Below are 25,995 nucleotides of genomic sequence, written 5' to 3'. Positions count from 1 at the left end.
ACTTCTTTAGAAACAGTAGTTGGGTCTTTTAGAATGGACTGTCCAATAGCTTTGAAGGTTTCACCGCGCTCTAAGCCTAATTGGATATCATTACGGTCTGAAAGGGTAAGATGTTTATGTTTTATCATAGTAGACCTCATTTCTAACTCAAACGTCTCATACTTAATTCCACCATAAAAATCCGTTTTAAACTAATTTCCACTTTGGCAAGGCAAGTGGAAGTTACTTTGAGAAGTTACCAGCAATTTATAAGATGGGGTTTCAAAAGTTTTTGCTTGATTTTAAGCATGCTTTGTGCTATAGTATTTGATAACTAAATATTCCTTTAAACCTGTCCCGTGAGGCAGGCAAGGAGAACGATTAAGTAGTAGGGTGAAGTCTATACTGTTTGCAGTAGGGCTCGCTTGGCTATACATTTCAAGTCTCCTTGTTTAAGGAGACTTTTCTTTTTGGAGGTTTGTCATGAAGACAAAAGAAGTTGTAGACGAATTGACCGTCAAACGAGCGATTACGCGTATTACATATGAGATTATCGAACGCAACAAAGATTTGAATAAAATCGTCTTGGCTGGTATTAAAACTCGTGGCGTCTTTATCGCCCACCGTATCCAAGAACGTTTGGCGCAGCTAGAAAATCTTTCAGTTCCTGTTGTGGAATTGGATACCAAACCTTTCCGTGACGATGTTAAAAGTGGAGAAGATACTTCTTTAGTTTCTGTTGATGTGACAGACCGTGAAGTTATCTTGGTGGATGATGTGCTCTATACAGGTCGTACCATCCGTGCTGCTATTGATAATATTGTCGGTCATGGTCGTCCTGCGCGTGTGAGTTTAGCAGTTCTAGTCGATCGTGGACATAGAGAATTGCCAATCCGTCCAGATTACGTTGGAAAAAATATCCCAACTAGTCGTTCTGAAGAAATCATCGTAGAGATGGCAGAACTTGATGGCCAAGACAGAGTTCTGATTACTGAAGAAGCTTAGAAAGCTAAAGGAGTAGCCATGTCAGAAAATCAACAAGCATTGAACCATGTGGTGTCCATGGAAGACCTCACTGTCGATCAAGTCATGAAATTGATCAAGCGAGGAATTGAGTTTAAAAACGGAGCTCAGCTTCCCTATGAGGACCATCCGATTGTCTCCAATCTTTTCTTTGAGGATTCCACACGGACGCATAAGTCCTTTGAAGTGGCAGAGATTAAATTGGGGCTGGAACGACTTGACTTTGATGTGAAGACTAGTTCAGTTAATAAAGGGGAGACACTTTATGATACCATTTTGACTTTGTCTGCTTTAGGAGTGGATGTCTGTGTGATTCGTCACCCAGAGGTTGACTACTACAGAGAGTTAATTGCAAGTCCAACGATTACGACTTCTATCATCAATGGTGGAGATGGTTCGGGCCAACACCCTAGCCAGAGCTTACTTGATTTGATGACTATTTATGAGGAATTTGGCCACTTTGAGGGGCTTAAGGTTGCTATTGCAGGTGACTTGGACCACTCACGCGTTGCCAAATCCAATATGCAGATTTTGAAACGCTTGGGAGCTGAACTTTACTTTGCTGGACCTGAGGAATGGAGAAGTCAAGAGTTTGCAGACTATGGACAGTTTGTAACTATTGATGAAATCATTGATCAGGTGGATGTCATGATGTTTCTCCGTGTGCAACATGAACGTCATGATAGTGGAGCTGTCTTTTCAAAAGAAGACTACCATGCCCAACATGGCTTGACTCAAGAACGTTATGATTGCTTGAAAGAAACAGCAATCCTCATGCACCCAGCTCCAGTCAATCGTGATGTAGAAATTGCAGATCACTTGGTTGAAGCACCAAAATCACGGATTGTCCAACAAATGACCAATGGTGTCTTTGTTCGAATGGCAATCTTAGAATCCGTACTGGCGAGTAGAAACGCCAACTAAAACACAAGACGTTAAAAGACGCCAGTGAGCGTCCACGAGAGGTGAAAATATGACAAAAAGACTTCTAGTATTAGAAGATGGCACAGTTTTTGAAGGCAAGGCCTTCGGAGCAGATATTGATGTAACTGGTGAAATTGTCTTTAATACAGGCATGACCGGCTACCAAGAATCCATTACAGACCAGTCTTATAATGGACAAATCTTGACCTTTACTTATCCTTTGGTAGGAAATTATGGAATCAACCGTGATGATTACGAATCCATCATTCCAACTTGTAAGGGAGTTGTTGTTTTTGAAGAAGCGCGTAGAGCAAGCAACTGGCGCAACCAAATGACGCTGGATGAATTTTTGAAAGCCAAGAAAATTCCAGGTATTTCAGGGATTGATACGCGTGCTCTTACCAAGATTATCCGTAAGCATGGTACTATGCGTGCAACTTTGACTCATGTTGGGGACAGTATGGACCATGTAACGGATCAGCTCCAAGCAACAGTTTTGCCAACAGACAATATCAAGCAGGTTTCTACTAAAACATCCTATCCAGCTCCAGGAGTTGGTTTGAGCGTGGTGCTAGTGGACTTTGGTCTCAAGCACTCAATCTTACGTGAACTTTCTAAGCGTAATTGTAACGTGACGGTTGTTCCTTATTCGACAACGGCAGAAGAAATTCTCCATCTCAATCCTGACGGAGTTATGTTGTCAAACGGTCCAGGTAACCCAGAAGATGTTCCACAAGCACTCGAGATGATTCGTGGTGTGCAAGGAAAAATTCCAATCTTTGGTATTTGTATGGGGCACCAACTCTTCGCAATGGCAAACGGGGCTAAGACTTACAAGATGAAGTTTGGTCACCGTGGCTTTAACCATGCAGTACGTGAAATTGCTACAGGACGTGTGGATTTTACAAGTCAAAACCATGGTTATGCAGTCAGCCGTGAGGATTTGCCAGAGCATTTGATTATCACCCACGAAGAAATCAATGACAAGTCAGTTGAAGGAGTTCGTCACAGATACCAACCTGCTTTCTCTGTTCAATACCATCCAGATGCAGCCCCTGGTCCACACGATGCAAGCTACTTATTTGACGAGTTTATCGAGATGATGGAAGCTTTTAAACAATCAAACTAAGAACGAGTAAAAGCTCGTCGGAGAATTTATGTAACTGAACACGGACGGAAAGCTCGGAATTTAGAGAAACCAACTTGGATTGTCAATCCTTCCTTGGTTTCCTAAAATTCAATCGCTTTCTATTCGTCCTTTGTATCTTATTTAATGGCAACCTGATAGTTGCCGAATAGAAAGGCAGGTCGTTTCTTTTAGTCGCTATCAGGCGAACTAAAAACTCCCTGCACTAGATTTTTTACCGAAAAGTATCGTTTCGCTAAAAATCGTCGGAGAATTTATTTAATGTCGCTCTGTGAGGCGACGAATAGAAAGGAGAAGATACATTGTTCGCGGAAGTGAACACGCCCTAAGAACTGTGTGAAAAAGATAAACATCGTCTTGACGCTGAAGGCGTCTGCACCGAGTTTCCTATTTTCACTGTGTTTTTTACGGGCTTTGTATCATAAACTATGCCTAAACGTACTGATATTCAAAAAATTATGGTGATTGGTTCTGGTCCGATTATTATTGGTCAGGCTGCTGAGTTTGACTACGCTGGGACCCAGGCTTGCTTGTCGTTGAAAGAGGAAGGTTATGAGGTTGTCTTGGTTAACTCAAACCCTGCAACCATCATGACGGACAAGGAGATTGCGGACAAGGTCTATATCGAACCGATTACACTTGAGTTTGTAACGCGTATTCTTCGTAAGGAACGTCCAGATGCCTTGCTTCCAACACTTGGTGGGCAAACTGGTCTTAATATGGCCATGGAATTGTCTAAAAATGGTATCCTAGATGAGCTTGGTGTTGAACTTCTGGGTACCAAATTATCTGCCATTGACCAAGCGGAGGACCGTGACCTATTTAAACAATTGATGGAAGAGCTCAACCAACCAATTCCAGAATCTGAAATTGTTAACACAGTCGAAGAAGCTGTTGCCTTTGCAGCAACAATTGGCTACCCAGTCATCGTTCGTCCAGCCTTTACACTTGGTGGTACTGGTGGTGGTATGTGTGCCAACGAGGAAGAATTGCGTGAAATCGCTGAAAATGGATTGAAATTGTCACCTGTGACCCAATGTTTGATTGAGCGTTCGATTGCCGGTTTCAAGGAAATTGAATACGAAGTGATGCGCGATTCAGCTGACAATGCCTTGGTTGTCTGTAACATGGAAAACTTTGACCCAGTTGGGATTCACACAGGGGATTCCATTGTATTTGCCCCTGCCCAAACCATGTCAGATTATGAAAACCAAATGCTACGTGACGCGAGCTTGAGCATTATTCGTGCCCTTAAGATTGAAGGGGGATGTAACGTTCAGCTGGCCCTTGATCCACACAGCTTCAAGTACTATGTCATCGAAGTAAACCCTCGTGTGTCGCGTTCGTCAGCCCTTGCTTCTAAGGCGACAGGTTACCCAATTGCCAAATTGGCTGCTAAGATTGCCGTCGGTTTGACCTTGGATGAGGTCATCAACCCAGTTACAGGTTCAACCTATGCCATGTTTGAGCCAGCTCTCGACTACGTGGTTGCCAAGATTCCACGTTTCCCATTTGACAAGTTTGAAAAAGGTGAGCGCCGTCTTGGGACACAGATGAAGGCCACTGGAGAAGTCATGGCTATCGGTCGAAACATTGAAGAATCTCTCCTTAAGGCCTGTCGCTCTCTTGAAATTGGGGTGCACCACAATGAAATGCCTGAACTTGCAGCAGTTTCTGATGATGCCTTGATTGAAAAAGTAGTCAAAGCCCAGGATGACCGTCTCTTCTACGTATCAGAAGCAATTCGTCGTGGCTACACACCAGAAGAAATTGCAGAGCTTACAAAAATCGATATCTTTTATCTCGATAAACTCCTACATATCTTTGAAATTGAGCAGGAGTTGGGTGCCCATCCACAAGATCTTGAAGTTTTGAAAATAGCTAAACTTAATGGTTTCTCAGACCGTAAGATTGCTGAACTATGGGAAACGACAGCTGACCAAGTTCGCCAGCTTCGTTTGGAAAGCAAGATTGTTCCAGTTTATAAGATGGTAGATACTTGTGCGGCAGAATTTGACTCTGAAACACCATACTTCTATTCAACCTATGGTTGGGAAAATGAGTCTATCAAGTCTGATAAGGAATCTGTCCTAGTCCTAGGTTCCGGTCCAATCCGTATCGGTCAAGGAGTCGAGTTTGACTACGCAACTGTTCATTCAGTTAAGGCTATTCAGGCGGCTGGCTATGAAGCCATTATCATGAATTCAAACCCAGAGACCGTTTCTACAGACTTCTCTGTATCAGATAAGCTTTACTTTGAGCCATTGACATTCGAAGATGTTATGAATGTCATTGACTTGGAGCAACCAAAAGGGGTTATCGTTCAGTTTGGTGGTCAAACAGCTATTAACCTTGCGGAGCCATTGGCAAAAGCAGGTGTGACCATCCTTGGGACACAGGTTGCTGACCTAGACCGAGCTGAAGACCGTGACCTCTTTGAGCAAGCTCTTAAAGATTTGGATATTCCACAGCCACCAGGACAAACTGCTACCAATGAAGAAGAAGCAGTACTTGCAGCTCGCAAGATTGGTTTCCCAGTCCTCGTTCGCCCATCTTATGTCTTGGGTGGTCGTGCTATGGAAATCGTTGAAAACGAAGAAGACCTTCGTTCTTACATGCGTACAGCGGTTAAGGCTAGTCCTGACCATCCAGTCCTTGTAGACTCTTATATCGTTGGACAAGAGTGTGAAGTTGATGCCATTTCAGACGGAGAAAATGTTCTTATCCCTGGTATCATGGAGCATATCGAACGTGCTGGTGTCCACTCAGGTGACTCGATGGCCGTTTACCCACCACAAACCTTGTCGCAAAAGGTGCAAGAAACAATCGCAGACTATACGAAACGCCTAGCAATCGGTCTTAACTGTCTTGGTATGATGAACATCCAGTTTGTTATCAAGGATGAAAAAGTTTACGTTATTGAGGTCAATCCACGTGCCAGCCGTACGGTACCTTTCCTTTCAAAAGTAACTAATATTCCTATGGCTCAGGTAGCTACTAAGCTCATTCTTGGTCAAAACCTTGAAGAACTTGGCTACCAAGATGGACTTTACCCTGAAAGCACTCGCGTTCATATTAAAGCACCAGTCTTCTCCTTCACGAAACTGGCTAAGGTAGACAGCTTACTTGGTCCTGAAATGAAGTCAACAGGGGAAGTTATGGGTTCTGATACGACTTTGGAAAAAGCTCTCTATAAAGCCTTTGAAGCTTCTTACCTCCACTTGCCAACTTTTGGAAATGTAGTCTTCACCATTGCTGATGATGCAAAAGAAGAAGCCTTGGACTTAGCTCGTCGTTTCCAAAATATTGGCTATGGAATCCTCGCGACAGAAGGGACAGCAGCCTTCTTTGCTAGTCATGGATTACAAGCTCAACCTGTTGGTAAGATTGGTGATGACGATAAGGATATTCCAAGCTTTGTACGCAAAGGAAGAATTCAAGCTATCATTAACACAGTAGGAACAAAACGAACTGCTGACGAAGATGGTGAGCAGATTCGCCGTTCAGCCATTGAACACGGTGTGCCCCTCTTTACAGCCTTAGATACAGCTAACGCCATGCTCAAAGTATTGGAAAGCCGTAGTTTTGTCACAGAAGCAATTTAGTTTAGAAAAGTTTTTCACAGTTTAAAAGCCAGCGTCAGAAAACGCTGGCTTTTGCGATATTAGTGCAGGCTATTCAACTATCAGTTCTTCACTCAAGGATGATTATGAATTGTGATACGATAAGAATAAATTGGGAATGGCTTATGATGTTAATCGTTCACCTTTTTTGTAATTCTAGTATATCAGAGTCAATATATATTTGCATGCTACTCCTTTTGCAAAAATGGCTATTTCAGGTTAAAAAAACGACATTTCAGATTTTCTGTTCCAGAAATAGCTATCGCTATGATATAATTATTTTATGATTATTACTATTCCTATAAAAAACCAAAAAGATATTGGCACACCATCTGATTCAGTCGTTGTTCTCGGCTATTTTGATGGTATACACAAGGGGCATCAAGAATTATTTCGTGTTGCCAATAAGGCTGCGAGAAAGGACTTATTGCCTATCGTTGTTATGACCTTTAATGAATCTCCAAAGATCGCTTTAGAGCCTTATCATCCTGATCTGTTTTTACATATTTTGAACCCTGCTGAACGTGAGAGGAAATTAAAGCGTGAAGGCGTAGAAGAATTATATCTTCTTGATTTTAGTAGTCAATTCGCTAGTCTTACGGCAGAAGAATTTTTTGCAACTTATATCAAGGCTATGAATGCCAAAATTATTGTTGCAGGTTTTGATTATACATTTGGTTCTGACCAAAAAACGGCAGAAGACTTAAAGGATTACTTTGATGGAGAAGTCATTATCGTTCCACCTGTAGAAGATGAGAAAGGAAAGATTAGTTCAACTCGTATCCGTCAAGCTATTTTAGATGGAAATGTGAAAGAAGCAGGAGAACTTTTGGGGGCACCGCTTCCATCAAGAGGGATGGTGGTTCATGGCAGTGCTCGTGGTCGTACGATTGGTTATCCAACAGCTAATTTAGTGCTTTTAGATCGTACTTATATGCCAGCAGATGGTGTTTATGTCGTTGATGTTGAGATTCAAAGACAGAAGTATCGTGCCATGGCTAGTGTTGGAAAAAATGTGACCTTTGATGGAGAAGAAGCACGTTTTGAAGTCAATATTTTTGATTTTAATCAAGATATTTATGGGGAAACCGTCATGGTTTATTGGCTTGATCGCATTCGAGATATGACTAAATTTGACTCAGTTGACCAATTAGTGGATCAGTTAAAGGCTGATGAAGAAGTAGCTCGCAATTGGTCTTAAGTGTTTGAGTAATTAAAAAAGAGGTTGTCTGTAACCCAAAAGATAGATGAATAAGTCTAACTTTTGAGGTCACTACACTACCTCTTTTTATTCTTTTTCAAAGGTGAATCCTTCTCCAAGGATTTCATGGGCTTCTGTAATGGTTATAAAGGCTTGAGGATCGATTCGATGAATCATTTCCTTCATTTTCACAATCTCATTTCTACCGACAATACAGTAGATAATCTTCAAATCTTTTTGACTATAGTAGCCTTGACCAGAAATAAAAGTAACGCCTCTTCCTAAGTCATCATTAATCGCTTTAGCAAGTTGGTCAGGACGTTTTGTGATAATCATAAAGCCTTTACCAGCATAACCACCTTCTCCAATCAAATCAATGACACGAGAAACGATAAAATCAAATAAGAGCGTGTAAGAAACCAATCTCAAGTCCTTGAAGATTAGGAGAATGAGCATGAGAATACAAAAATCTAAGATAAAGAGCAGTTTCCCCATGGATATATGAGTGTATTTATTGAGAATACGAGCTAGAATATCAGTTCCGCCCGTTGTACCTCCAGCATTAAAGATAATTCCAAGACCAATTCCCAATAGAATTCCCGCTATAAGTGCAGTAATCAGTAAATCACCTTGAAGATCAATATGAAGGGGAATACGCTCAAAAAAAGCCAACCAAGCTGACAAAGCTAAGGTTCCAAGCAAACTAGAATAGAGAGATTTTGCTCCAAATATTTTCCAAGCTAGGATGAAAAGGGGAATGTTAATCAGCAAGTTCATGAGCGAAACAGGGATTTTAAAAAGATAAAAGGTGATAAGGGTAATACCTGTCGCCCCTCCTTCAAAGAGATGATGAGGAACTACAAAATAAGTCAGTCCAAAAGCATAAATAGCAGCACCTAGTAAAATGGTAAAAATGGGGTAAATTTTTTTAATCATAGGACACCTCTTTTCTTATAAGATGATTATATCAAATTTTTACGGAAAATTTGATTGACTCCATTAGGATTTTTAATCTTTTTTTGATATAATTAGAAGTAAGAAAACCAATCTGAATCCTAAAATAGAAAGATTGATACTATGACAAAAATTAAGATTGTAACCGATTCATCTGTTACTATTGAACCAGCACTAGTAAAACAATTAGATATTACAATTGTTCCATTATCTGTAATGATTGATAATGTTGTTTATTCTGATGCGGATTTGAAAGAAGAAGGTAAATTTCTTCAGTTGATGCAAGCAAGTAAGAATCTTCCTAAGACAAGTCAACCACCTGTAGGTGTCTTCGCTGAAGTTTTTGAGGACCTATGCAAAGATGGTAGCCAGATTCTTGCTATTCATATGTCCCATGCTCTTTCGGGGACTGTAGAAGCAGCACGCCAAGGTGCCAGCCTATCTACTGCCGACGTGACAGTTATCGATAGTTCATTTACTGACCAAGCCTTGAAATTCCAAGTTGTTGAGGCTGCGAAATTAGCACAAGAAGGCAAAGATATGGCGGAAATTTTATCTCACGTTGAAGAGGTAAAAAAACATACAGAGCTCTATATTGGTGTTTCTACTCTAGAAAATCTAGTAAAAGGTGGACGAATTGGCCGTGTAACTGGATTGTTGAGCTCACTTCTCAATATCCGTGTTGTCATGCAAATGAAAGACCATGAATTGCAGCCAATTGTTAAAGGTCGTGGAGCTAAAACCTTTAAAAAATGGTTAGATGAGTTGACAACATCTCTCTCTGAACGTTCTGTAGCAGAGATTGGAATTTCATATTCTGGTAATGCTGACTGGGCAAAAGAGATGAAAGAAAGTTTACAAGCCTATGTTGAAAAACCAATTTCTGTTTTAGAAACCGGTTCTATTATTCAGACTCATACAGGTGAGAATGCGTGGGCTATTTTGGTACGTTACCATTCCTAAAAAAATAAAGAAAATGCGAATAAACAGCGTTTTTAACTTGACCTATAAGGGATTTTAGGATATGATTATATTTGTTAATTAGAAATTAAATTGGAGGAATCATTAACATGGCAAACAAACAAGATTTGATCGCTAAAGTAGCAGAAGCTACAGAATTGACTAAGAAAGACTCAGCAGCAGCAGTTGAAGCTGTATTTTCAGCAGTAGCTGACTACCTTGCAGCTGGTGAAAAAGTTCAATTGATCGGTTTTGGTAACTTTGAAGTTCGTGAGCGTGCTGCACGTAAAGGTCGCAACCCACAAACTGGTAAAGAAATCACAATTGCAGCTTCTAAAGTTCCAGCATTCAAAGCTGGTAAAGCTCTTAAAGACGCTGTTAAATAATTAGTCTTTAAAAAGCCTATTGTATCAAGCTTTCTAGCTTGGTCAGTAGGCTTTTTTTGTGTATAGGGGGCAAAAAAGGGGCAAAATACTATTTTTTCACTTGTTTTAGGATGATATCAACCAGCATTTTCGTTATTTTCTAAGAGTGATGAGTTTTTATTGTTTATCCGTAGGATGATCGACTATTTTAAATAATACTGTATTTCTAGCTTATACTCTTCTAAAATCTCTTCAAACCACGTCAGCTTCACCTTGGATTATATATGTGACTGACTTCGTCAGTCTTATCTACAACCTCAAAGCAGTGCTTTGAGCAACCTGCGGCCAGCTTCCTAGTTTTCTCTTTGATTTTCATTGAGTATTATTTGTCTCAAAATCAAACCATGAAGATGGATAATCGCATTCTATGATATTTTATTGATTTTCAGTTGAAGTCATATTAAAAATATTTAAGTAGAAAGAAAAGTCATATACTGTCTATTGAAAATATTATAAATCAGATAAAAAGACAGGTGAAACCTTCTGTGTTATACTAGAGATATGTTAGATTTGAAAGAATACGGTATTGTCATGTGGCCGGAGGAGAAGATTACTTCTTTCCGTGAGAAACTTCTCGCTTGGTATGATGAAAACAAAAGAGATTTACCGTGGCGTAGAAGTAAAAATCCTTATCATATCTGGGTGTCTGAAATCATGCTCCAGCAGACCAGGGTGGATACGGTTATTCCATATTATGAACGCTTCTTGGAATGGTTTCCGACAGTGGAAAGTTTGGCAACTGCACCTGAAGAAGGTTTGTTGAAGGCTTGGGAGGGACTGGGATATTATTCTCGAGTTCGTAATATGCAGGCTGCTGCCCAGCAGATTATGACAGACTTTGGTGGTCAATTTCCAAATACCTATGAAGGAATTTCCAGCTTGAAAGGGATTGGTCCTTACACTGCAGGAGCGATTTCCAGTATTGCTTTTAACTTGCCTGAGCCAGCTGTAGATGGTAATGTCATGCGAGTTTTGGCGCGTCTATTTGAAGTCAACCACGATATTGGTATTTCAAGTAATCGCAAAATTTTTCAGGCAATGATGGAAATTCTGATTGACCCAGAGCGTCCGGGTGACTTTAATCAAGCCTTGATGGACTTAGGGTCTGATATTGAGGCTCCTGTAAATCCCAGGCCAGAAGAAAGCCCAGTTAAGGACTTCAGTGCGGCATATCAGAATGGTACAATGGACCGTTATCCAATTAAGGCTCCCAAGAAAAAGCCTGTCCCAATTTATCTTAAAGCCTTAGTTGTGAAAAATTCTCAGGGACAATTTTTACTTGAAAAAAATGAAAGTGAAAAGTTGTTGGCAGGATTTTGGCATTTCCCACTGGTAGAAGTAGATGACTTTTCGGAAGAGGAGCAGTTTGACCTCTTCCATCAGGTTGCAGAAGAAAGTGTGAACTTTGGTCCCAGTCCAGAGGAGAGTTTCCAGCAGGACTATGACCTAGATGTTGATTGGCTTAATGTTTATTTTGAGACTGTCAAGCATGTCTTTAGTCATCGTAAATGGCATGTTCAAATTGTAGCAGGTCAAGTGAGTGACTTCCATGATTTTTCAGATAGGGAAGTTCGCTGGCTTTCACCAGAAGAGTTCAAGGATGTTCCACTTGCCAAACCCCAACAAAAAATCTGGCAGGCTTATGCAAAAGCCAACTTAGACAGTAGCAAAGACTAGCTATTGTGTCTTCTTGCTATTTTTTTGGTATAATAGTAGAGAAAAAGGTGAACATATGAAAAAAATATTAATTGTAGATGACGAAAAACCAATCTCGGATATTATCAAGTTTAATATGACCAAGGAAGGTTACGAGGTTGTAACTGCTTTTAACGGTCGTGAAGCGCTAGAGCAATTTGAAGCAGAGCATCCAGATATTATTATTCTGGATTTGATGCTTCCAGAAATTGATGGTTTAGAAGTCGCGAAGACTATTCGCAAGACAAGTAGTGTACCTATTATCATGCTTTCAGCTAAAGACAGCGAATTTGATAAGGTTATTGGTTTAGAGCTTGGGGCGGATGACTATGTGACCAAACCCTTCTCAAATCGTGAGTTGCAGGCGCGTGTTAAAGCTCTCCTTCGTCGCACGGACTTGGCTTCTGTAGATAATCAAGAATCAGATGAAAATAAAACTCAACCTTTGCAAATTGGGGACTTGGAGATTGTGCCAGATGCCTATGTGGCTAAGAAATACGGTGAAGAACTAGATTTAACTCACCGTGAATTTGAGCTTTTGTACCACTTGGCTTCTCATATCGGTCAAGTAATTACGCGTGAACACTTGCTTGAAACGGTATGGGGGTATGATTATTTCGGAGATGTTCGAACAGTTGACGTAACCATCAGACGTTTGCGTGAGAAGATTGAAGACACACCAAGTCGTCCTGAGTATATCCTAACACGTCGGGGTGTTGGTTATTATATGAGAAATAATGATTAAACTAATTAAAGACACAGTTTTAACCAGTGATTTTATCTTTATCCTCATTCTACTTGGCTTTATTTTAGTAGTGACCTTACTTTTGCTAGAAAATCGTCGGGATAATATTCGGTTGAAGCAAATCAATCAAAAGGTAAAAGACCTGATTGCAGGAGATTATTCTCAGGTATTGGATATGCAGGGAAGCTCTGAAATTACTAATATTACTAATAATCTCAATGATTTATCAGAAGTAATTCGTTTAACCCAAGAAAATCTGGAACAAGAGAGTAAACGATTACATAGTATCCTATCTTACATGACCGACGGAGTCCTTGCGACCAATCGTCGTGGCAAGATTACCATGATTAATGACATGGCTAAGAAACAGTTAGGTGTTCAGAAAGAAGATGTTCTAAACAAAAGTATTCTAGAATTGCTTAAGATTGAAGATGAGTATGAACTTCGTGATTTGATTACCCAAATTCCTGAGCTCATCATTGATTCCCAGGATGCTAATGGTGAGTATCTGAGCCTTCGTGTTCGCTTTGCCTTGATTCGTCGAGAGTCTGGCTTTATTTCGGGTCTGGTTGCTGTTTTGCATGATACGACGGAGCAGGAGAAGGAAGAACGCGAGCGGAGACTCTTTGTTTCCAATGTTAGTCATGAGCTACGGACACCCTTAACCAGCGTAAAATCCTATCTTGAAGCCTTGGATGAGGGAGCTTTGTGTGAAACCGTAGCACCAGACTTTATCAAGGTATCTCTAGACGAAACCAATCGTATGATGCGCATGGTGACAGATCTTCTCCATCTTTCACGTATTGATAATGCAACCAGTCACCTAGATGTGGAACTGATTAACTTTACTGCCTTTATTACTTTTATCCTCAACCGTTTTGATCAGATAAGAGGGCAGGATGAAGATAAGAAATACGAACTGGTGAGAGATTACCCAATTACCTCGGTATGGATTGAAATTGATACAGACAAGATGACACAGGTGATTGATAATATTCTCAACAATGCCATCAAGTATTCACCAGATGGTGGGAAAATCACAGTGACCATGAAGACAACTGATGATCAGATGATTTTATCCATCTCAGATCAAGGTTTGGGTATTCCAAAGCAGGATTTACCACGTATTTTTGACCGTTTTTATCGTGTGGATCGTGCTAGAAGTCGTGCCCAAGGTGGAACAGGTCTGGGACTGTCTATTGCCAAAGAAATTATCAAACAACATAATGGCTTTATTTGGGCCAAGAGTGAATACGGTAAGGGATCAACCTTTACCATTGTGCTCCCTTATGATAAGGATGCAGTGAAAGAAGAAGTATGGGAGGATGAAGTAGAAGACTAGAATGAGTGAAACAGGCTTTAAATACAGTATTTTAGCGTCGGGTTCCAGTGGAAATTCCTTTTATCTGGAAACACCAAAAAAGAAACTTTTAGTGGATGCAGGCTTATCTGGTAAAAAGATTACTAGCCTACTTGCTGAAATTAATCGCAAGCCAGAAGACTTGGACGCCATCTTGATTACGCATGAGCATTCTGACCATATCCATGGAGTAGGAGTTTTGGCTCGCAAGTATGGTATGGATCTTTATGCCAATGAAAAGACCTGGCAGGCTATGGAAAATAGCAAGTATCTTGGTAAGGTGGATTCTTCGCAAAAACATATCTTTGAGATGGGCAAAACCAAAACCTTTGGAGATATTGACATCGAGAGTTTTGGTGTAAGCCATGATGCAGTCGCACCGCAGTTCTATCGCTTTATGAAAGATGATAAAAGTTTTGTCCTTTTGACAGATACAGGTTATGTCAGTGACCGTATGGCAGGAATTGTTGAAAATGCGGACGGCTATCTTATCGAGTCCAACCATGATGTAGAGATTTTGCGAGCAGGTTCTTACGCTTGGCGACTCAAACAACGAATCCTATCGGATCTGGGTCACCTTTCTAACGAGGACGGTGCCGAAGCCATGATTCGTACATTAGGAAACCGCACTAAGAAGATCTACCTTGGGCATTTATCTAAGGAAAACAATATCAAGGAGCTGGCTCACATGACCATGGTCAACCAGTTAGCGCAAGCTGATCTAGGTGTAGGAGTAGACTTTAAGGTTTACGATACCTCACCAGATACCGCAACACCATTGACAGATATATAAAAGAGAAGGCGGGGGCCTTCTTTTTTATAAATTAGTAGATATTTGTTGTGGTATAATGTTCAAAAATGATATAGGAGAAATAGTGTGAAAAGAAAATGGTTATTTAAGGATTACTATGACACATCGATTATCATACTTGCGTTGATATCTGTTGTTCTAGTCTTGCTTGGATTTGCTGAGATGGTTGATTTGGACAATCCTCCGTACAATATTATTGATTTACTACTTTGGGGTGTTTTTGTAATTGATTATAGTTGGCGCTTTTTTACTACTAAAAGAAAATGGCGCTTTATTCTTGAAAATATTTTTGATTTATTGGCTATTCTCCCTTTAAATGCTATTTTTACAGTATTTCGATTAGGGCGTATCTTTCGCTTAGCAAGGCTGACAAAATTACTGAAACTGACTCGTTTACTTAGAATAATTGGACTTACAGGTAAATTAGAAAGAAAAATTAGTAGATTCTTACGGACAAATGGTCTGATTTATATCTTATATGTTAATATCTTTATCGTGCTAGTAGGAAGTTCAATTTTATCTGTAGTTGAAGAAAAATCATTCTCAGATAGTCTTTGGTGGGCTCTTGTGACAGTAACCACTGTTGGTTATGGTGATATTGTTCCAGTTTCCCTTTTTGGGAAATGGATAGCTGTTTTATTAATGTTGGTAGGGATTAGTACAATAGGAATGTTAACAAGTACCTTAACGAACTTTTTTGTAAAGGAGAATCCAGATGAACAGATACAATTTGATAAACTCCAAGATGAATTATCTAGTCAGAGAATATTAATAGAGAAACAATCTGAAAAGATAGAAGAACTACATCGAATGATAAAAGACTTAGTTGAAAAAATATCATAAAGGTGAGACAAAACTTGATTCGAGGAGAAATCAAGTAAGTCTTGATATAATAAAACGCATAATATCAAGGTCAGTACATCTGGCACCTTATATTATGCGTTTTTGTGATTTTTATTAGAATGGCAATTTCCCTGCGAAAGCACCCAGTTTTTTCTTGGTCGTTTCATCAATTTGTTCAAGAGCGGAGTTGATGGCTTGAACGGTCATATCAGAAAGGGTTTCGAGGTCTTCTGGGTCAACGACAGCTGGATTGAAGTCAATGCTGATAACTTTCTTATCTCCAGTCAAGGTTGCTTGAACAAGGTCTTGAGCAGATTTGCCAACAAATTGCATAGCAGCAAGTTCTGCTTGGCTTTGTTCCATTTGTTTTTGAAGCTTTTGTGCTTGACGCATCATGTTTTGCATGTTCATCATGGTGATTTATAGTTTCCTTTTATCTTATTTTCCTTCTTATTTTATCAATTTTGGGGTTAAAAGTCTATTGTTAGTATAAATCCCCCAACATTAAATTTTCTGAGAATTTATTAAAAAATGAGTGGAAACGTGGTATAATGAGACGTAAAATTAATTCAGGTTTCCTGAACCGATAGGAGTAAACAATGAAAAAACTAGGTTTTGTCCTTTTATCTTCAGCCTTGCTATTGACAGCTTGTGCTGTTAGATTTGAAAAATCAGCAGATACAAGCGATTCATCTAAGGTGACAGCTTTGTCTGAAGACAAGCAAAAAATGCTTGATAAGGCCACTGCTGACTATAAGACTTTTGTGCAAGAGCAAATCGATAAGCTATTGACAGATACGGAAGGCTTTGTCAAACTGTTGAAAGAAGGTAAGTTAGAAGAAGCTAAGAAGGTTTATCCACTGATTTGTATGTCCTATGAGCGCTCAGAACCGATTGCCGAGAGTTTTGGTGAGTCAGATGTAAAAATTGACTTCCGTTTGGCAGACTATATGGACGAAAATAAGACAGAAGAAGGTTGGTCAGGTTTCCACCGTATTGAGCGTATCCTTTGGGAAGACAATACAACTAAAGGAACTGAAAGTCAAGATAAGGAAGAGTAAATCTGCTCTAATAAAAAAACTTTGTACTCTAGAAATCATCGTGCGGCTAGCTAGAGTGCAAAGTTTTTTTGAGTTTGGAACATGAAAACAGCAGTTGATTTCAAGAAATAAAAAAGAACAGCCGAAGCTGTCTTTTTATCATTATTTGAGACCGTATTTTACAAAGATATACTCTATAATGTTTAAATCCTTATTAAATCAATGTTTCTAAAGGGGATATAGCTGTAAAATATTATATATATACCGTATTGTTAAACCAAGACGGTACCAAAAAGGTACCAAAAATTAATGTTTCGGAGCTTATAAAATAATGAAAGTTGTCTCAAGTATTTGGGCTTTTTTTATTGACTTTTTTTGTAATGAATGAGATAATAAAAACACGAAGAAGTATCTCATAGATACACCAAACCCCCGAGGACGGCCAGGTCTCTCGAGGGTTTTTTGTGGTGTTTTGGGCTAGCCTTAGCGTTTGTCCTCGTCATCTAGCCACTTGATGAGATAGTGAGCCAGTATCTCAACCGTGATTCCGAGTAAGAGCTCGAAGAAGTAACTCATAGAATAACACCTCCTTTCGCATTAATTTGCGGAAGGTAGCTTCAGCAATTTGTATTATATCACAATAAAAGACTCTAAACTAGAGCCTTTTATAATTTATCTTAAAAATCGTCGTAGTGCTTTAGTTGACTGCCGTACAGAGCGGTCAAGAAAGCGTAATGCAGAAAATGCAAGCATCCAACCAAAAAGTGTTTTTCTCATAGTGTTACCTCCTCACTAAATAGTATACCACAGCTTATTTTTTAGCTGCGATTTCCTAGACGGTCTTCTTTTTGAAAAATTCGATTTTTTCAATCGGAGTCATATTGCGATATGTTTTGATAAAATCACGATAAATCAGATACTTTTTATCAGGGTCAAGTAAGTCATTAAAGAGTTTAATAACTCCAGTTTTAAAGCTATCAATATCCACAATAACAAGAAGAATATAAGGTGATTTTTGTATTAGATGGATGTTATAGTTATCCTTGAGACGAATTTCTAAAACATTGATAGCCAGGGCATTTGACCAAAACGATTCTCCCTGTTCATCTGAGGTAAAATAAGGCTCAATAATGCTGAGTGGGTAGGCTGATGGTAGATAGTTACCAGTGATTTCTTTAAAAACTGACTGTAGAAAGCCCAGTAATGTTTTTCCAGAAAATGTATCAGGTTGTTTAATTTTGTGTACTAAAGGTTTGTTAATATTGTTCATCTTTTTCTCCTTGTTTATTTATTCCATGGTTCTCTTGACAACAAGTAACCTAGTCTTTTTTAGCCTTTGGCAATCGGTCGTCAGCTTTTCAGCCTGACGACTCGACTGTCTTTAGTCTAAAGTCGACTAGCTTGTTATCAAGAGACTTTCACGGCATAAAGTGCTTAAAATATATTTTTTTCAATCATATTTTTAACACTTCGAGCGACTGACATAATGGTTATTCTTGGTGGTCGTATTTGATTTATGACATGTAACATTTTGCTAAATTCTTTAGGATGCATGTAATTCCTTGCTGTTTTGCGCCAAAGTGCAAGTTTTTTGTTTACGGCATTTAATTGTTCACCTAATCGTTTTATACTTTCATTGAGTTTTTTATTTGCGTGTTTTAGTTTATCGACTTCTGATTTTAGCGTACGATTTTCAGATAATATGTGATCACTCTTCATCAGTTTTTTAGCTAAGTTATTTTGTTTAGAAAGTGATTGCTGTAATTGATGTTCAAGTTTGCTGTTTTCGTGCCTTAGCCTATTATTATCTAGGGCATTTCGAGAGGCTGTATGAAAGAGTCTGTCATAGGTTGCTTTATCCATTTTTAGTTTACCGTCAAATGTACGTCTGACTAATTTGTCTTTTTTCATTTCTTCAATCTGTAGAGGTTGAAGAGACTCCAAGACAGCTATATCATCTAGTAAAGCATCTTTCTCTTTTTCGTGTTGCTTGATTTTTTCTGTAGTTTGCTTTTCCTGTAGTTTGCTTTTCCTGTTTTTCTAGTTGCCTTAGTTTTTGGGTTTTATCAACTATCTTTTTATCAGTATCATCTAGTAAGCGTTGCTTTTCTTTAAATTCTGCTGTTTCGAGGTGTTTCTTCTTGCTATCAGACTCCCCACGTTGCAAATTATAGCCATGTTCATTCAGGTATTTAGGAAAAGCCTCCTGGATCTCTTTCAGTTGGTCACGACTGCCAAATAATGACTTCGAGCTTAACTTGCCATTTTGCATAGGCACAAGTCCTAAGTGCATATGTGGCGTACTCTCGTCAAGATGTACCATAGCATAAGCGATATTACTATTACCGTATCTTTCAGCAAAGAAATTTTTTGCTGTTTCAAAAAAGTCCTTAATCTGATCCGAACTCATATTTTCAAAAAATGCTTTATCTGATGTAATAATCCATTCATTACACAAAACGGCATCTTTACGTAGAGCACGTTTGGATATCTTATTATCGTAGATGTATTGTTTAATCTGCCTATCGTATGGGATAGAGCGGTCACGGTCGGTTAATTCATAGTTTAGGTGAGTCTTTTCTGGGTCAATATCCTTGTTCGAGTGATTTTCAAAAATTCGTTCATTGTGACGATAGGCACCACCAAGATTTCCAGATTTCATTTTTTGCATCCTAGCTACTGCATAACTCATAGTTTGTTCTCCTTTCTCGGCTCAAAGGGTCGCCGAGCTGGTGGCGGAAGATTGCCACCAGGACTAAGTAACCCATAGGGTAGATTTTTTCCTGAAGAATCGGCACGACTTCCATGTAAAGTGTAACGCACTACACTTTACTCCGTAAATGTGCGTTCTCCGAAGGGTCTTGCAGACGGCACATCGCTCCGAATACAGGAGCGACATCGAACCACCTCTCGAGCCACAAGAGGAGTTTCGACTATACTCGCCGAAGCGAGTAGGGCACCCTGTCGGTGCCCCAGGGTCGGACGCTTCGCATTGTCCGACAAATGCCGTCAGAAGACGGCAAAGGCTAAAGCTACAAGGAAAGCTATAGATACAGTAGTGAGTGCAAGCATTAAGTAAAATCGATGTTGTTCCAATCGTTCAGCATAATCTGCCCAAGCTTTTAAGTTTTGCTGTTCACTCTTCCGATAGCCTCTCAATAGTTGCAAATCTTGTTCTAGTTGCTTGCCTTGTTCTTTCGCCTCCTCTAATTCTTTCTCAAGTTTAATCACATCATTTTCAAAATGATAATCTTCAAGTATTCTAATGCCTATTAAATCAAGGTTTTCAACCTTTTGGTTGTCTAGGTATAAATGACCTTTCAACCTCTCTTTATATTTTGGAGAGCGTATCCGTTTATAGATGGATTGACTACTAACTCCCAGGCTATCAGCGTAGTCTTTTATTCTCATTTTAGGCCTCGTAACTCCTTGTTAATACTGGATTTTCAACCAAATGGTTGAAAGCTATTTTCGTTTCTCTTCCCCCATAATAAGCAAGCTGTTTTTCTAATATTGGTCGTTCATGTTTTAATAAATCTTTCATCAATTTCAGATAGTCAATATCAGATGTTTTATAGGTCTGTAAAAGTTTCTTGTATTTTGTACGTGTGTTTTTACTGACTTTGTTCCAGATTCCTTTATCACGAGTAAGGGCAAGTAAGTAAAGTTGAGCCTCTATGCCTAAACCTTCAAAGTTAAACGGTTTAAAGATAACAGAGTCAATGACTTCAAATATTTCTTCAACCGAGCGGCTGCGGAGCTGAAATTCTAAGCGCCACCAATGCTGGAACTGCTGAGCAAATTTCTTGTCTTCATCAGAGCCATTTTCTAATTGTTCAACTTTTTTGTTATAGAGTCTGATTTGCTTTTCTGACCTGGAGGCGCCTAGATATTTAGTTTCTAGTTTTCCATTCTGGTCTCTCCATTCTTTGGTAGCAGTAGGGCGGCCTTTCTTTTCAAGAATAAACTCACTACAATCAACTTCAAATATATCAAAAGCTAAATCGACTCGAGAGATTGCAATATCTTCAAGATATGGTATAATTGTACCTAAGATATTAATATCAATCTGTCGGAGTTTATTGGGGTTAAACTCTATCCTGAAAGGGCGAGCATTAAAGGCTTGTCCTTTTAATTTGTCGTAGTCTAGGAGGAGTCTAACGTGACTTCCGTCCCGAGTGATTGCTCTAAACATATCAGTCATTGCAGTCTGGACGATAATGGCTGTATGACTTTCTATCAAACTTTTGAGATCAAGGAGTTTGATAGGTTTGATATAAGCTGTAATAGTGATGTTGTCCAAGCTAACTTTTAATTCCAAATCAACATCCTTTCTTGTAGAGGTCGCCTATCGGCGCCTCTTTTTTGTCTGCGCAAAGACCTCCGTAAAATGACATTCTTGGGGGAGCAACCCCAAGCCGACTTCGTCGGACCATTTTCATTTTGCTACGGTCAAACTTGCCAAAAAATGGGTGCAGTAAAATCCCACGAAATGGGAACATAGCGGGCTGTTAGAGGAGCCCGCGTTATAAATTTTGAGAAAGCTCAAAAATTTAGCCTCAAAAACTCGTTTTCAAAATATTTTCATAGTCATTTTCATAAATGTCTTAACTCATCTGGACAGTAAAAATGTCTGTATCTTTTTCTTCAAAAAGCTCATTGATATCGACTTCAAAAATATCTGTTATAGCTTCAATCCAATTTTGAGGAGGGAGAAGTGATAAACTGCGATATTTTTTTAATTTGTTACAGAATCTATTGAAGTCCATAGCGGTTGTTTCTATGGTATGCGTCCGATTAAAGATATTTTGATAAAGGTCTAGGTATCTTATGTTGTATTTAGAGCGATAAAAGGAAACATTATTCCAAAATGTGCGACCTAGAGAAATTTCATTAGCTTTTCTAAGCAGTGCTTTCCTTTCATGTTCTTTCTGCTGTCGTGTCAAAAACTGACTTAAGTCATCAACCAAAATATTACTTAAAATATGACTATCTGTTTCTAGCAAAGGTAAATCTAAGTATTTCTTCTTGTCCATCAAAATCGTATCTATAAAGCTTTTCATAGTAGTCTTATTATCTAGCTTATAGTGCCAACTTGTTCGTTTGAGCAAGCTAAAACAGTCTTCTGTTTTTGTAAAAAAACGAAGAAGATCGTCTTGAGTCAATTCATCAATACTATAACTCTGAAATAGAATGTGATGCTTCAGTAGCCATTGCTCTATGTTATGACGTCTTACGGCATTATTATCAAAATATAGGTTTAGCATGTTTAAATCTCCTTGATATAAATTCTTGTCGGTAAACTTCCTCTTGTTTCAGATATACGTTGTTCACATTCTATTAATCCACATAATTCTAAAGCGTTACGATAATAGATAAATGTAGGCTTGCTACACTGTAATATCCGTAAAAGGTCTTTGTTAGAGAAGTCTATATAGACATCTCCATTTTCATCAAACTGTCCTCTTTCAGCTGCTTTTCGTTGCTCATCACATAAAATGGCATAAGTCAATCTTGCCTTATCTGAAAGAAAAATATAGTGAGGGTCAGTATATAAGACTTTAGGTATTAAGTAATAATTATTTTCATAATCAATCATATTTCTCACCTTTCATATTGTTGTAGCCATTGAGCTACCTTGTGTTTATCGTACAGGGTCACTCCATCAATGACCATGTGAGGCATGCCTTCACGCTGCCATTTCACTATCGTAGTGGTTGAGACTGACAACCAACGGCACAAACCTGCCATACGAACTATAGGTTTATAGAGTTCCTGGTCCTCAAGGGCTTTTTCGATAGCTTTTTGAAGCATGTTATCGTAGCGAGCAAGTAACTTCTTTTCTGTTGCTTTTGGGAGGTGGATGGTAAAATTTTCTGTCATATTCTGGCCCCTTTCTTAATTTTATAAGCTCCGAAATTTTACTCATTTAAGAGTATGTCACGATTATATACCCTTTTATGAGTAATGTCAACTTATTTTTACTCATATTTGAGAAAAAGTGTTAAAATATTTTTAGAGGTGAAAATATGAATAATTTTTTATTTGACAAACCTGAAAATAGGTTAGAGATACTAATGCAAAAAAATAATTACACACTAAAAAAGGTTAGTGATGATACGGATATACCAATAACAACTCTCTCAGGATATAAAAAAAATCTACGTACTCCTAAAAAAGAAAACGCAGAAATTCTTGCAGAATATTTTGGCGTGTCTATCCCTTACTTGTTGGGGCTTGATGATAACCCTGTATTAGTCAATCCAGGATCAGCCAAGGAAATTTTTAAAGGCTTCGCCAAAGTGCTTCAGGGAAAAAGTACGATTGAAAATAAAATCACCGAATGGACTCCTTTTGGAAAAGATCTTGCTATTATACTTGCAGAGCTCAATCAATCAGAGGCATTGTCTGATTACATTGATTTTCTAGCAAGTAAAAAAGGCTTTAACCCTGTTTTGGTTAAAGCTATTAAAGAATTTATAGCTGATGAGAAACAAGGCCTTATTCCTTTCCTGATTAACAAATCAGGAGCAGAAGACTCCCCTTATCATTATGTCTGGGAGGCATGGGTAGAGACTCCTGAATACAAGAGACGGCAAGAAGAGAAAAAGCGTAAGAAATAACTGACAATCATGATTTCTTTATTTTATAAGCTCCGAAACCTTAAAAAATAAAGGAGAAATTAGAATGTCTATTATTAAATATAAGGCTAAAAAGTCTAAATCAGGGTATCTTTATAAGGTCAGAATCTACAGGGTGATTGATGGCAAACGTCAGGACTTCTTTAAAAGCGGTTTTAAGAGCCTTAGAGAGGCTAGACAGTATGAAGCTATGATTTACCACAAAAAAGCGTCAGGAGACCTCTCAGGGCTTCTGAGAGTCTCTGAGAGACGTTTTGATGAAGTTTTTGAAGAATGGTTCAAAACTTATCAAAACACAGTAGAGAGGACGACAAGCGTCCGTACAGATGATTTGTTTAGAATCCATATCTTGCCAGTTCTTGGAAAGATGAAAATTTCCAAAATTACTCCTTGGCACTGCCAAGACTTTATTACCGAAAAAGGTCAGACTTTTAGAAATATCAAACAGGTAAAATCTTATACTAGCCAAGTGTTTGATTTTGCTTTGAAAATGAAATTGATTACAGACAACCCAATGAAGCAAACGATACTCCCAAAAAGAGAGCGGAAGAAGTCAGATAACTTCTTTAGCGTTGAGGAGTTGCATGAATTTTTAGATATTATTAAGGCAGAAGAGCCTTATAAAAACTATGCCTTATTTCGTTTGTTGGCCTATAGTGGCTTAAGGAAAGGGGAGCTGTATTCTTTGAGGTGGTCTGATATTGATTTTGATAATCAATTACTTTCTATCAGTAAAAACCTAGGTAGAATCAAGGGGAAAGCCGTTGAGAAAAGCACCAAAAACAGGTTTTCCATACGGCAAATCCCTTTAGATACTGAGACAATCTCGATTTTGAAAGAGTGGAAACAAAAGAGCAGAAGAGAAAAGGGGCAACTGTCAGTTACCCCATTGATTGATAGCGATTATATGTTTACGTTTGTTGATCGAGACGGAAAGATAGAACCTTTATATCAGGATTATATCAATAGTGTTCTAAAGCGGATCATCAGGAAACATGGCTTGAAGAAGATAACTCCTCATGGCTTCAGACATACTCATGCAACCTTGATGATTGAAGTAGGGGTTGACCCTGTCAATGCGGCCAAAAGATTAGGTCATGCAAGTAGTCAGATGACCCTGGATACTTATAGCCATTCTACAGTAGCAGGAGAGAAGAAAGCTATCACAAAATTTGTAGATTATCTGGATAGCGCAAAAGGTTAGTTTTCCAAGACGGTACCAAAAACGGTACTAAAAACAAAAAAAGCCAATTCCAATTTCTTGGAAAAGGCTTTGTATCAACGTTTTTAAGCAATAAATGCGGTTGATTATTTGAGACCGTATTTTTTGTTGAAACGATCCACGCGTCCATCTGCTTGAGTGAACTTTTGACGTCCAGTGTAGAATGGGTGTGAGTCTGATGAAATTTCCACACGGATCAATGGGTAAGTTTCGCCTTCGAACTCAACTGTTTCGTTAGAGCGTTTTGTTGAACCGCTAAGGAATTGGTAACCAGTAGTTGTGTCCATGAAGACAACTGGGCGATATTCTGGATGGATATCTTTTTTCATTTTGCAATATTTCCTTTCTGCCATGGTCTCTTTGCGAGCCATAGATTGTTACCATACTAGTCTATCAGATTCTAAAAAGTTTGGCAAGTATTTTATCAGTTTTTAAGCAAGTTTTTTAACTTTTGGTAGATGATTTCGTTTTCCTCTAGGCTATAGGAATTAGCACCACTTGCTAGAGGGTGGCCTCCACCATCATGTTCTTTGGCAATTTCATTGATAGGATGGATTTTACTGCGTAAGCGGACACGGTAGTGGCCATCAGCCTGTTCCACAAAAATTCCCCAGAGACTCACACTGTCAATACGCCCAGGTGCACCGACAATGGCTGCAGTTTCAGCATCGGTGACATTGAATCGTTTTAAGATTTTCTGACTCAGGATAACGCGAGCTGCACCATTTTTATCCACTTCCAGATGGTCGTAGATGTAGCCTTGCAGTTTAGCAATTTTGTAACTCATAGTGTCCATTTTGCGGGTGAGAGCCGCAAAGTCAAAGTTATGTTCTCTCAAATAAGCGGCCAGTCGAAGAGTCCGTGCAGTCGTAGAAGGATAAAGGAAGCGACCTGTATCACCAACAATTCCTGCAAAGAGCAACTCAGCAGCGCAATCTGACAAGGCCAGTTGAGTTGTTTGGGCAAATAAGGTAATCATCTCGCTAGCGCTACTTGAACTAGTATCCACCCAAGATAGGTCACCATATACATCATCATTTGGATGGTGGTCAATCTTAATGAGAAAATCACCTTGACTATAGCGTTTATCATCGATACGAGCAGTATTCGCCGTATCACAGACGATGACAAGTGCTCCCTGGTAGGCACTATCTTCAACATGATCCATTTCAGCCATCCAAGTAAGAGTTGGTTCATCAAAACCGACAGCTTTGATGGTTTTTTCTGGGAAATGATGTTCCAGTAAGGCTTTCAATCCCACCTGACTTCCTAAGGCATCAGGGTCTGGTTTCATATGACGGTGAATGATAATCGTGTCGTATTCTTTGATTTTTTCTAAAATTTGATGGCAAATGTCCATAAATAACCTCAATTCTTTCTCATTTCATTGTAGCACAAGAAT

At 38.9% G+C, this 25,995-nt stretch carries 24 protein-coding genes and 3 pseudogenes; 15 read left to right on the top strand and 12 right to left on the bottom strand.

Going from position 1 to position 25,995, the window contains the following annotated elements:
* The coding region (locus N8M09_RS01090) for a helix-turn-helix domain-containing protein (protein WP_261062870.1) at window positions 1-128 on the bottom strand (128 nt) is incomplete at its 3' end.
* Window positions 129-462: 334 nt separating this feature from the next.
* On the opposite strand from N8M09_RS01090, the gene pyrR reads away from it, so the two are divergent.
* From pyrR to N8M09_RS01065, 5 genes are all read left to right on the top strand, one after another.
* A complete protein-coding gene (gene pyrR / locus N8M09_RS01085) occupies window positions 463-984 on the top strand; it encodes a bifunctional pyr operon transcriptional regulator/uracil phosphoribosyltransferase PyrR (protein WP_261062868.1) in 522 nt (173 codons plus the stop codon).
* A gap of 18 nt (window positions 985-1,002) precedes the next feature.
* Window positions 1,003-1,926 carry an aspartate carbamoyltransferase catalytic subunit gene (locus N8M09_RS01080; protein ID WP_261062867.1) on the top strand — a complete coding sequence of 308 codons (924 nt, stop codon included), beginning with the start codon at window positions 1,003-1,005 and terminating at the stop codon, window positions 1,924-1,926.
* A gap of 49 nt (window positions 1,927-1,975) precedes the next feature.
* Window positions 1,976-3,055, top strand: coding sequence for a carbamoyl phosphate synthase small subunit (locus N8M09_RS01075; RefSeq protein ID WP_261062866.1), 1,080 nt, complete (start codon window positions 1,976-1,978; stop codon window positions 3,053-3,055).
* A 446-nt stretch (window positions 3,056-3,501) separates the two neighbouring features.
* Window positions 3,502-6,678, top strand: a complete 3,177-nt coding sequence (gene carB / locus N8M09_RS01070; RefSeq protein WP_261062865.1) for a carbamoyl-phosphate synthase large subunit — start codon at window positions 3,502-3,504, stop codon at window positions 6,676-6,678.
* A 301-nt stretch (window positions 6,679-6,979) separates the two neighbouring features.
* Window positions 6,980-7,897 (top strand): bifunctional riboflavin kinase/FAD synthetase, encoded by a 918-nt coding sequence (locus N8M09_RS01065; RefSeq protein ID WP_261062864.1) that lies wholly within the window; start codon window positions 6,980-6,982, stop codon window positions 7,895-7,897.
* Between the two features lie 87 nt (window positions 7,898-7,984).
* Here N8M09_RS01065 and N8M09_RS01060 read toward each other — a convergent pair whose 3' ends face one another.
* On the bottom strand, window positions 7,985-8,833 hold the full coding sequence (locus tag N8M09_RS01060; RefSeq protein ID WP_023942678.1) for a YitT family protein: 849 nt from the start codon (window positions 8,831-8,833) through the stop codon (window positions 7,985-7,987).
* A 141-nt stretch (window positions 8,834-8,974) separates the two neighbouring features.
* Here N8M09_RS01060 and N8M09_RS01055 point away from each other — a divergent pair, with 141 nt between their 5' ends.
* The 7 genes from N8M09_RS01055 to N8M09_RS01025 all read left to right on the top strand — a co-directional run bounded on the left by N8M09_RS01055 (window position 8,975) and on the right by N8M09_RS01025 (window position 15,690).
* The gene (locus N8M09_RS01055; RefSeq protein WP_261062863.1) at window positions 8,975-9,814 is read left to right on the top strand and encodes a DegV family protein; all 840 of its coding nucleotides are present in this window, start codon (window positions 8,975-8,977) and stop codon (window positions 9,812-9,814) included.
* Between the two features lie 107 nt (window positions 9,815-9,921).
* A complete protein-coding gene (locus N8M09_RS01050) occupies window positions 9,922-10,197 on the top strand; it encodes an HU family DNA-binding protein (protein WP_001284642.1) in 276 nt (91 codons plus the stop codon).
* A gap of 540 nt (window positions 10,198-10,737) precedes the next feature.
* Window positions 10,738-11,913: an A/G-specific adenine glycosylase gene (mutY, locus tag N8M09_RS01045; RefSeq protein WP_261062862.1), complete on the top strand. Its 1,176-nt coding sequence runs from the start codon at window positions 10,738-10,740 to the stop codon at window positions 11,911-11,913.
* A 55-nt stretch (window positions 11,914-11,968) separates the two neighbouring features.
* A complete protein-coding gene (gene yycF / locus N8M09_RS01040) occupies window positions 11,969-12,676 on the top strand; it encodes a response regulator YycF (RefSeq protein WP_049513644.1) in 708 nt (235 codons plus the stop codon).
* Complete coding sequence (gene vicK / locus N8M09_RS01035) at window positions 12,669-14,018, top strand: cell wall metabolism sensor histidine kinase VicK (protein WP_261037607.1); 1,350 nt, start codon at window positions 12,669-12,671, stop codon at window positions 14,016-14,018. The genes yycF and vicK overlap by 8 nt, the downstream gene beginning before the upstream one ends.
* A gap of 1 nt (window position 14,019) precedes the next feature.
* Window positions 14,020-14,829, top strand: a complete 810-nt coding sequence (locus tag N8M09_RS01030) for an MBL fold metallo-hydrolase (RefSeq protein WP_000004961.1) — start codon at window positions 14,020-14,022, stop codon at window positions 14,827-14,829.
* Between the two features lie 84 nt (window positions 14,830-14,913).
* Window positions 14,914-15,690: a potassium channel family protein gene (locus tag N8M09_RS01025; protein ID WP_261062861.1), complete on the top strand. Its 777-nt coding sequence runs from the start codon at window positions 14,914-14,916 to the stop codon at window positions 15,688-15,690.
* 114 nt (window positions 15,691-15,804) lie between these two features.
* Here the strand turns inward: N8M09_RS01025 and N8M09_RS01020 are convergent, their stop codons facing one another.
* The gene (locus tag N8M09_RS01020; protein WP_042900806.1) at window positions 15,805-16,104 is read right to left on the bottom strand and encodes a YbaB/EbfC family nucleoid-associated protein; all 300 of its coding nucleotides are present in this window, start codon (window positions 16,102-16,104) and stop codon (window positions 15,805-15,807) included.
* 185 nt (window positions 16,105-16,289) lie between these two features.
* On the opposite strand from N8M09_RS01020, the pseudogene N8M09_RS01015 reads away from it, so the two are divergent.
* Window positions 16,290-16,733 (top strand): annotated as a pseudogene (locus N8M09_RS01015) (imelysin family protein); the annotation flags it as partial.
* Between the two features lie 829 nt (window positions 16,734-17,562).
* Here the strand turns inward: N8M09_RS01015 and N8M09_RS01010 are convergent.
* The 7 genes and pseudogenes from N8M09_RS01010 to N8M09_RS00980 all read right to left on the bottom strand — a co-directional run bounded on the left by N8M09_RS01010 (window position 17,563) and on the right by N8M09_RS00980 (window position 22,613).
* Entirely contained in the window at window positions 17,563-18,000 is a 438-nt protein-coding gene (locus tag N8M09_RS01010; RefSeq protein WP_261062860.1) for a hypothetical protein, read from the bottom strand.
* Window positions 18,001-18,164: 164 nt separating this feature from the next.
* A pseudogene (gene mobV / locus N8M09_RS01005) lies at window positions 18,165-19,422 on the bottom strand (MobV family relaxase).
* A 317-nt stretch (window positions 19,423-19,739) separates the two neighbouring features.
* Window positions 19,740-20,141 (bottom strand): hypothetical protein, encoded by a 402-nt coding sequence (locus tag N8M09_RS01000; RefSeq protein WP_261062859.1) that lies wholly within the window; start codon window positions 20,139-20,141, stop codon window positions 19,740-19,742.
* 35 nt (window positions 20,142-20,176) lie between these two features.
* A pseudogene (locus N8M09_RS00995) lies at window positions 20,177-21,051 on the bottom strand (replication initiation protein).
* A gap of 286 nt (window positions 21,052-21,337) precedes the next feature.
* Window positions 21,338-21,997, bottom strand: a complete 660-nt coding sequence (locus N8M09_RS00990; RefSeq protein ID WP_261062858.1) for a hypothetical protein — start codon at window positions 21,995-21,997, stop codon at window positions 21,338-21,340.
* A gap of 2 nt (window positions 21,998-21,999) precedes the next feature.
* On the bottom strand, window positions 22,000-22,329 hold the full coding sequence (locus N8M09_RS00985) for a replication initiator protein A (RefSeq protein ID WP_261062857.1): 330 nt from the start codon (window positions 22,327-22,329) through the stop codon (window positions 22,000-22,002).
* 5 nt (window positions 22,330-22,334) lie between these two features.
* Complete coding sequence (locus N8M09_RS00980; RefSeq protein WP_261062856.1) at window positions 22,335-22,613, bottom strand: DNA-binding protein; 279 nt, start codon at window positions 22,611-22,613, stop codon at window positions 22,335-22,337.
* 146 nt (window positions 22,614-22,759) lie between these two features.
* On the opposite strand from N8M09_RS00980, the gene N8M09_RS00975 reads away from it, so the two are divergent.
* Together N8M09_RS00975 and N8M09_RS00970 are read left to right on the top strand one after the other, a co-directional pair.
* Window positions 22,760-23,353, top strand: a complete 594-nt coding sequence (locus tag N8M09_RS00975) for a helix-turn-helix domain-containing protein (protein ID WP_261062855.1) — start codon at window positions 22,760-22,762, stop codon at window positions 23,351-23,353.
* 64 nt (window positions 23,354-23,417) lie between these two features.
* A complete protein-coding gene (locus N8M09_RS00970) occupies window positions 23,418-24,575 on the top strand; it encodes a tyrosine-type recombinase/integrase (protein ID WP_261062854.1) in 1,158 nt (385 codons plus the stop codon).
* Between the two features lie 104 nt (window positions 24,576-24,679).
* Here the strand turns inward: N8M09_RS00970 and N8M09_RS00965 are convergent, their stop codons facing one another.
* Entirely contained in the window at window positions 24,680-24,922 is a 243-nt protein-coding gene (locus N8M09_RS00965) for a type B 50S ribosomal protein L31 (RefSeq protein WP_000710764.1), read from the bottom strand.
* Between the two features lie 95 nt (window positions 24,923-25,017).
* Window positions 25,018-25,953 carry a DHH family phosphoesterase gene (locus N8M09_RS00960; RefSeq protein ID WP_261062853.1) on the bottom strand — a complete coding sequence of 312 codons (936 nt, stop codon included), beginning with the start codon at window positions 25,951-25,953 and terminating at the stop codon, window positions 25,018-25,020.
* Window positions 25,954-25,995 lie beyond the last annotated feature (42 nt).

Origin of the sequence: Streptococcus mitis (genome assembly GCF_946190375.1) — a bacterium.
In the GTDB taxonomy this organism is placed as follows: domain Bacteria; phylum Bacillota; class Bacilli; order Lactobacillales; family Streptococcaceae; genus Streptococcus; species Streptococcus mitis_CJ.
Note: the sequence above shows the minus strand (reverse complement) of the source record. Positions and strands in the feature narration are given on the sequence as shown.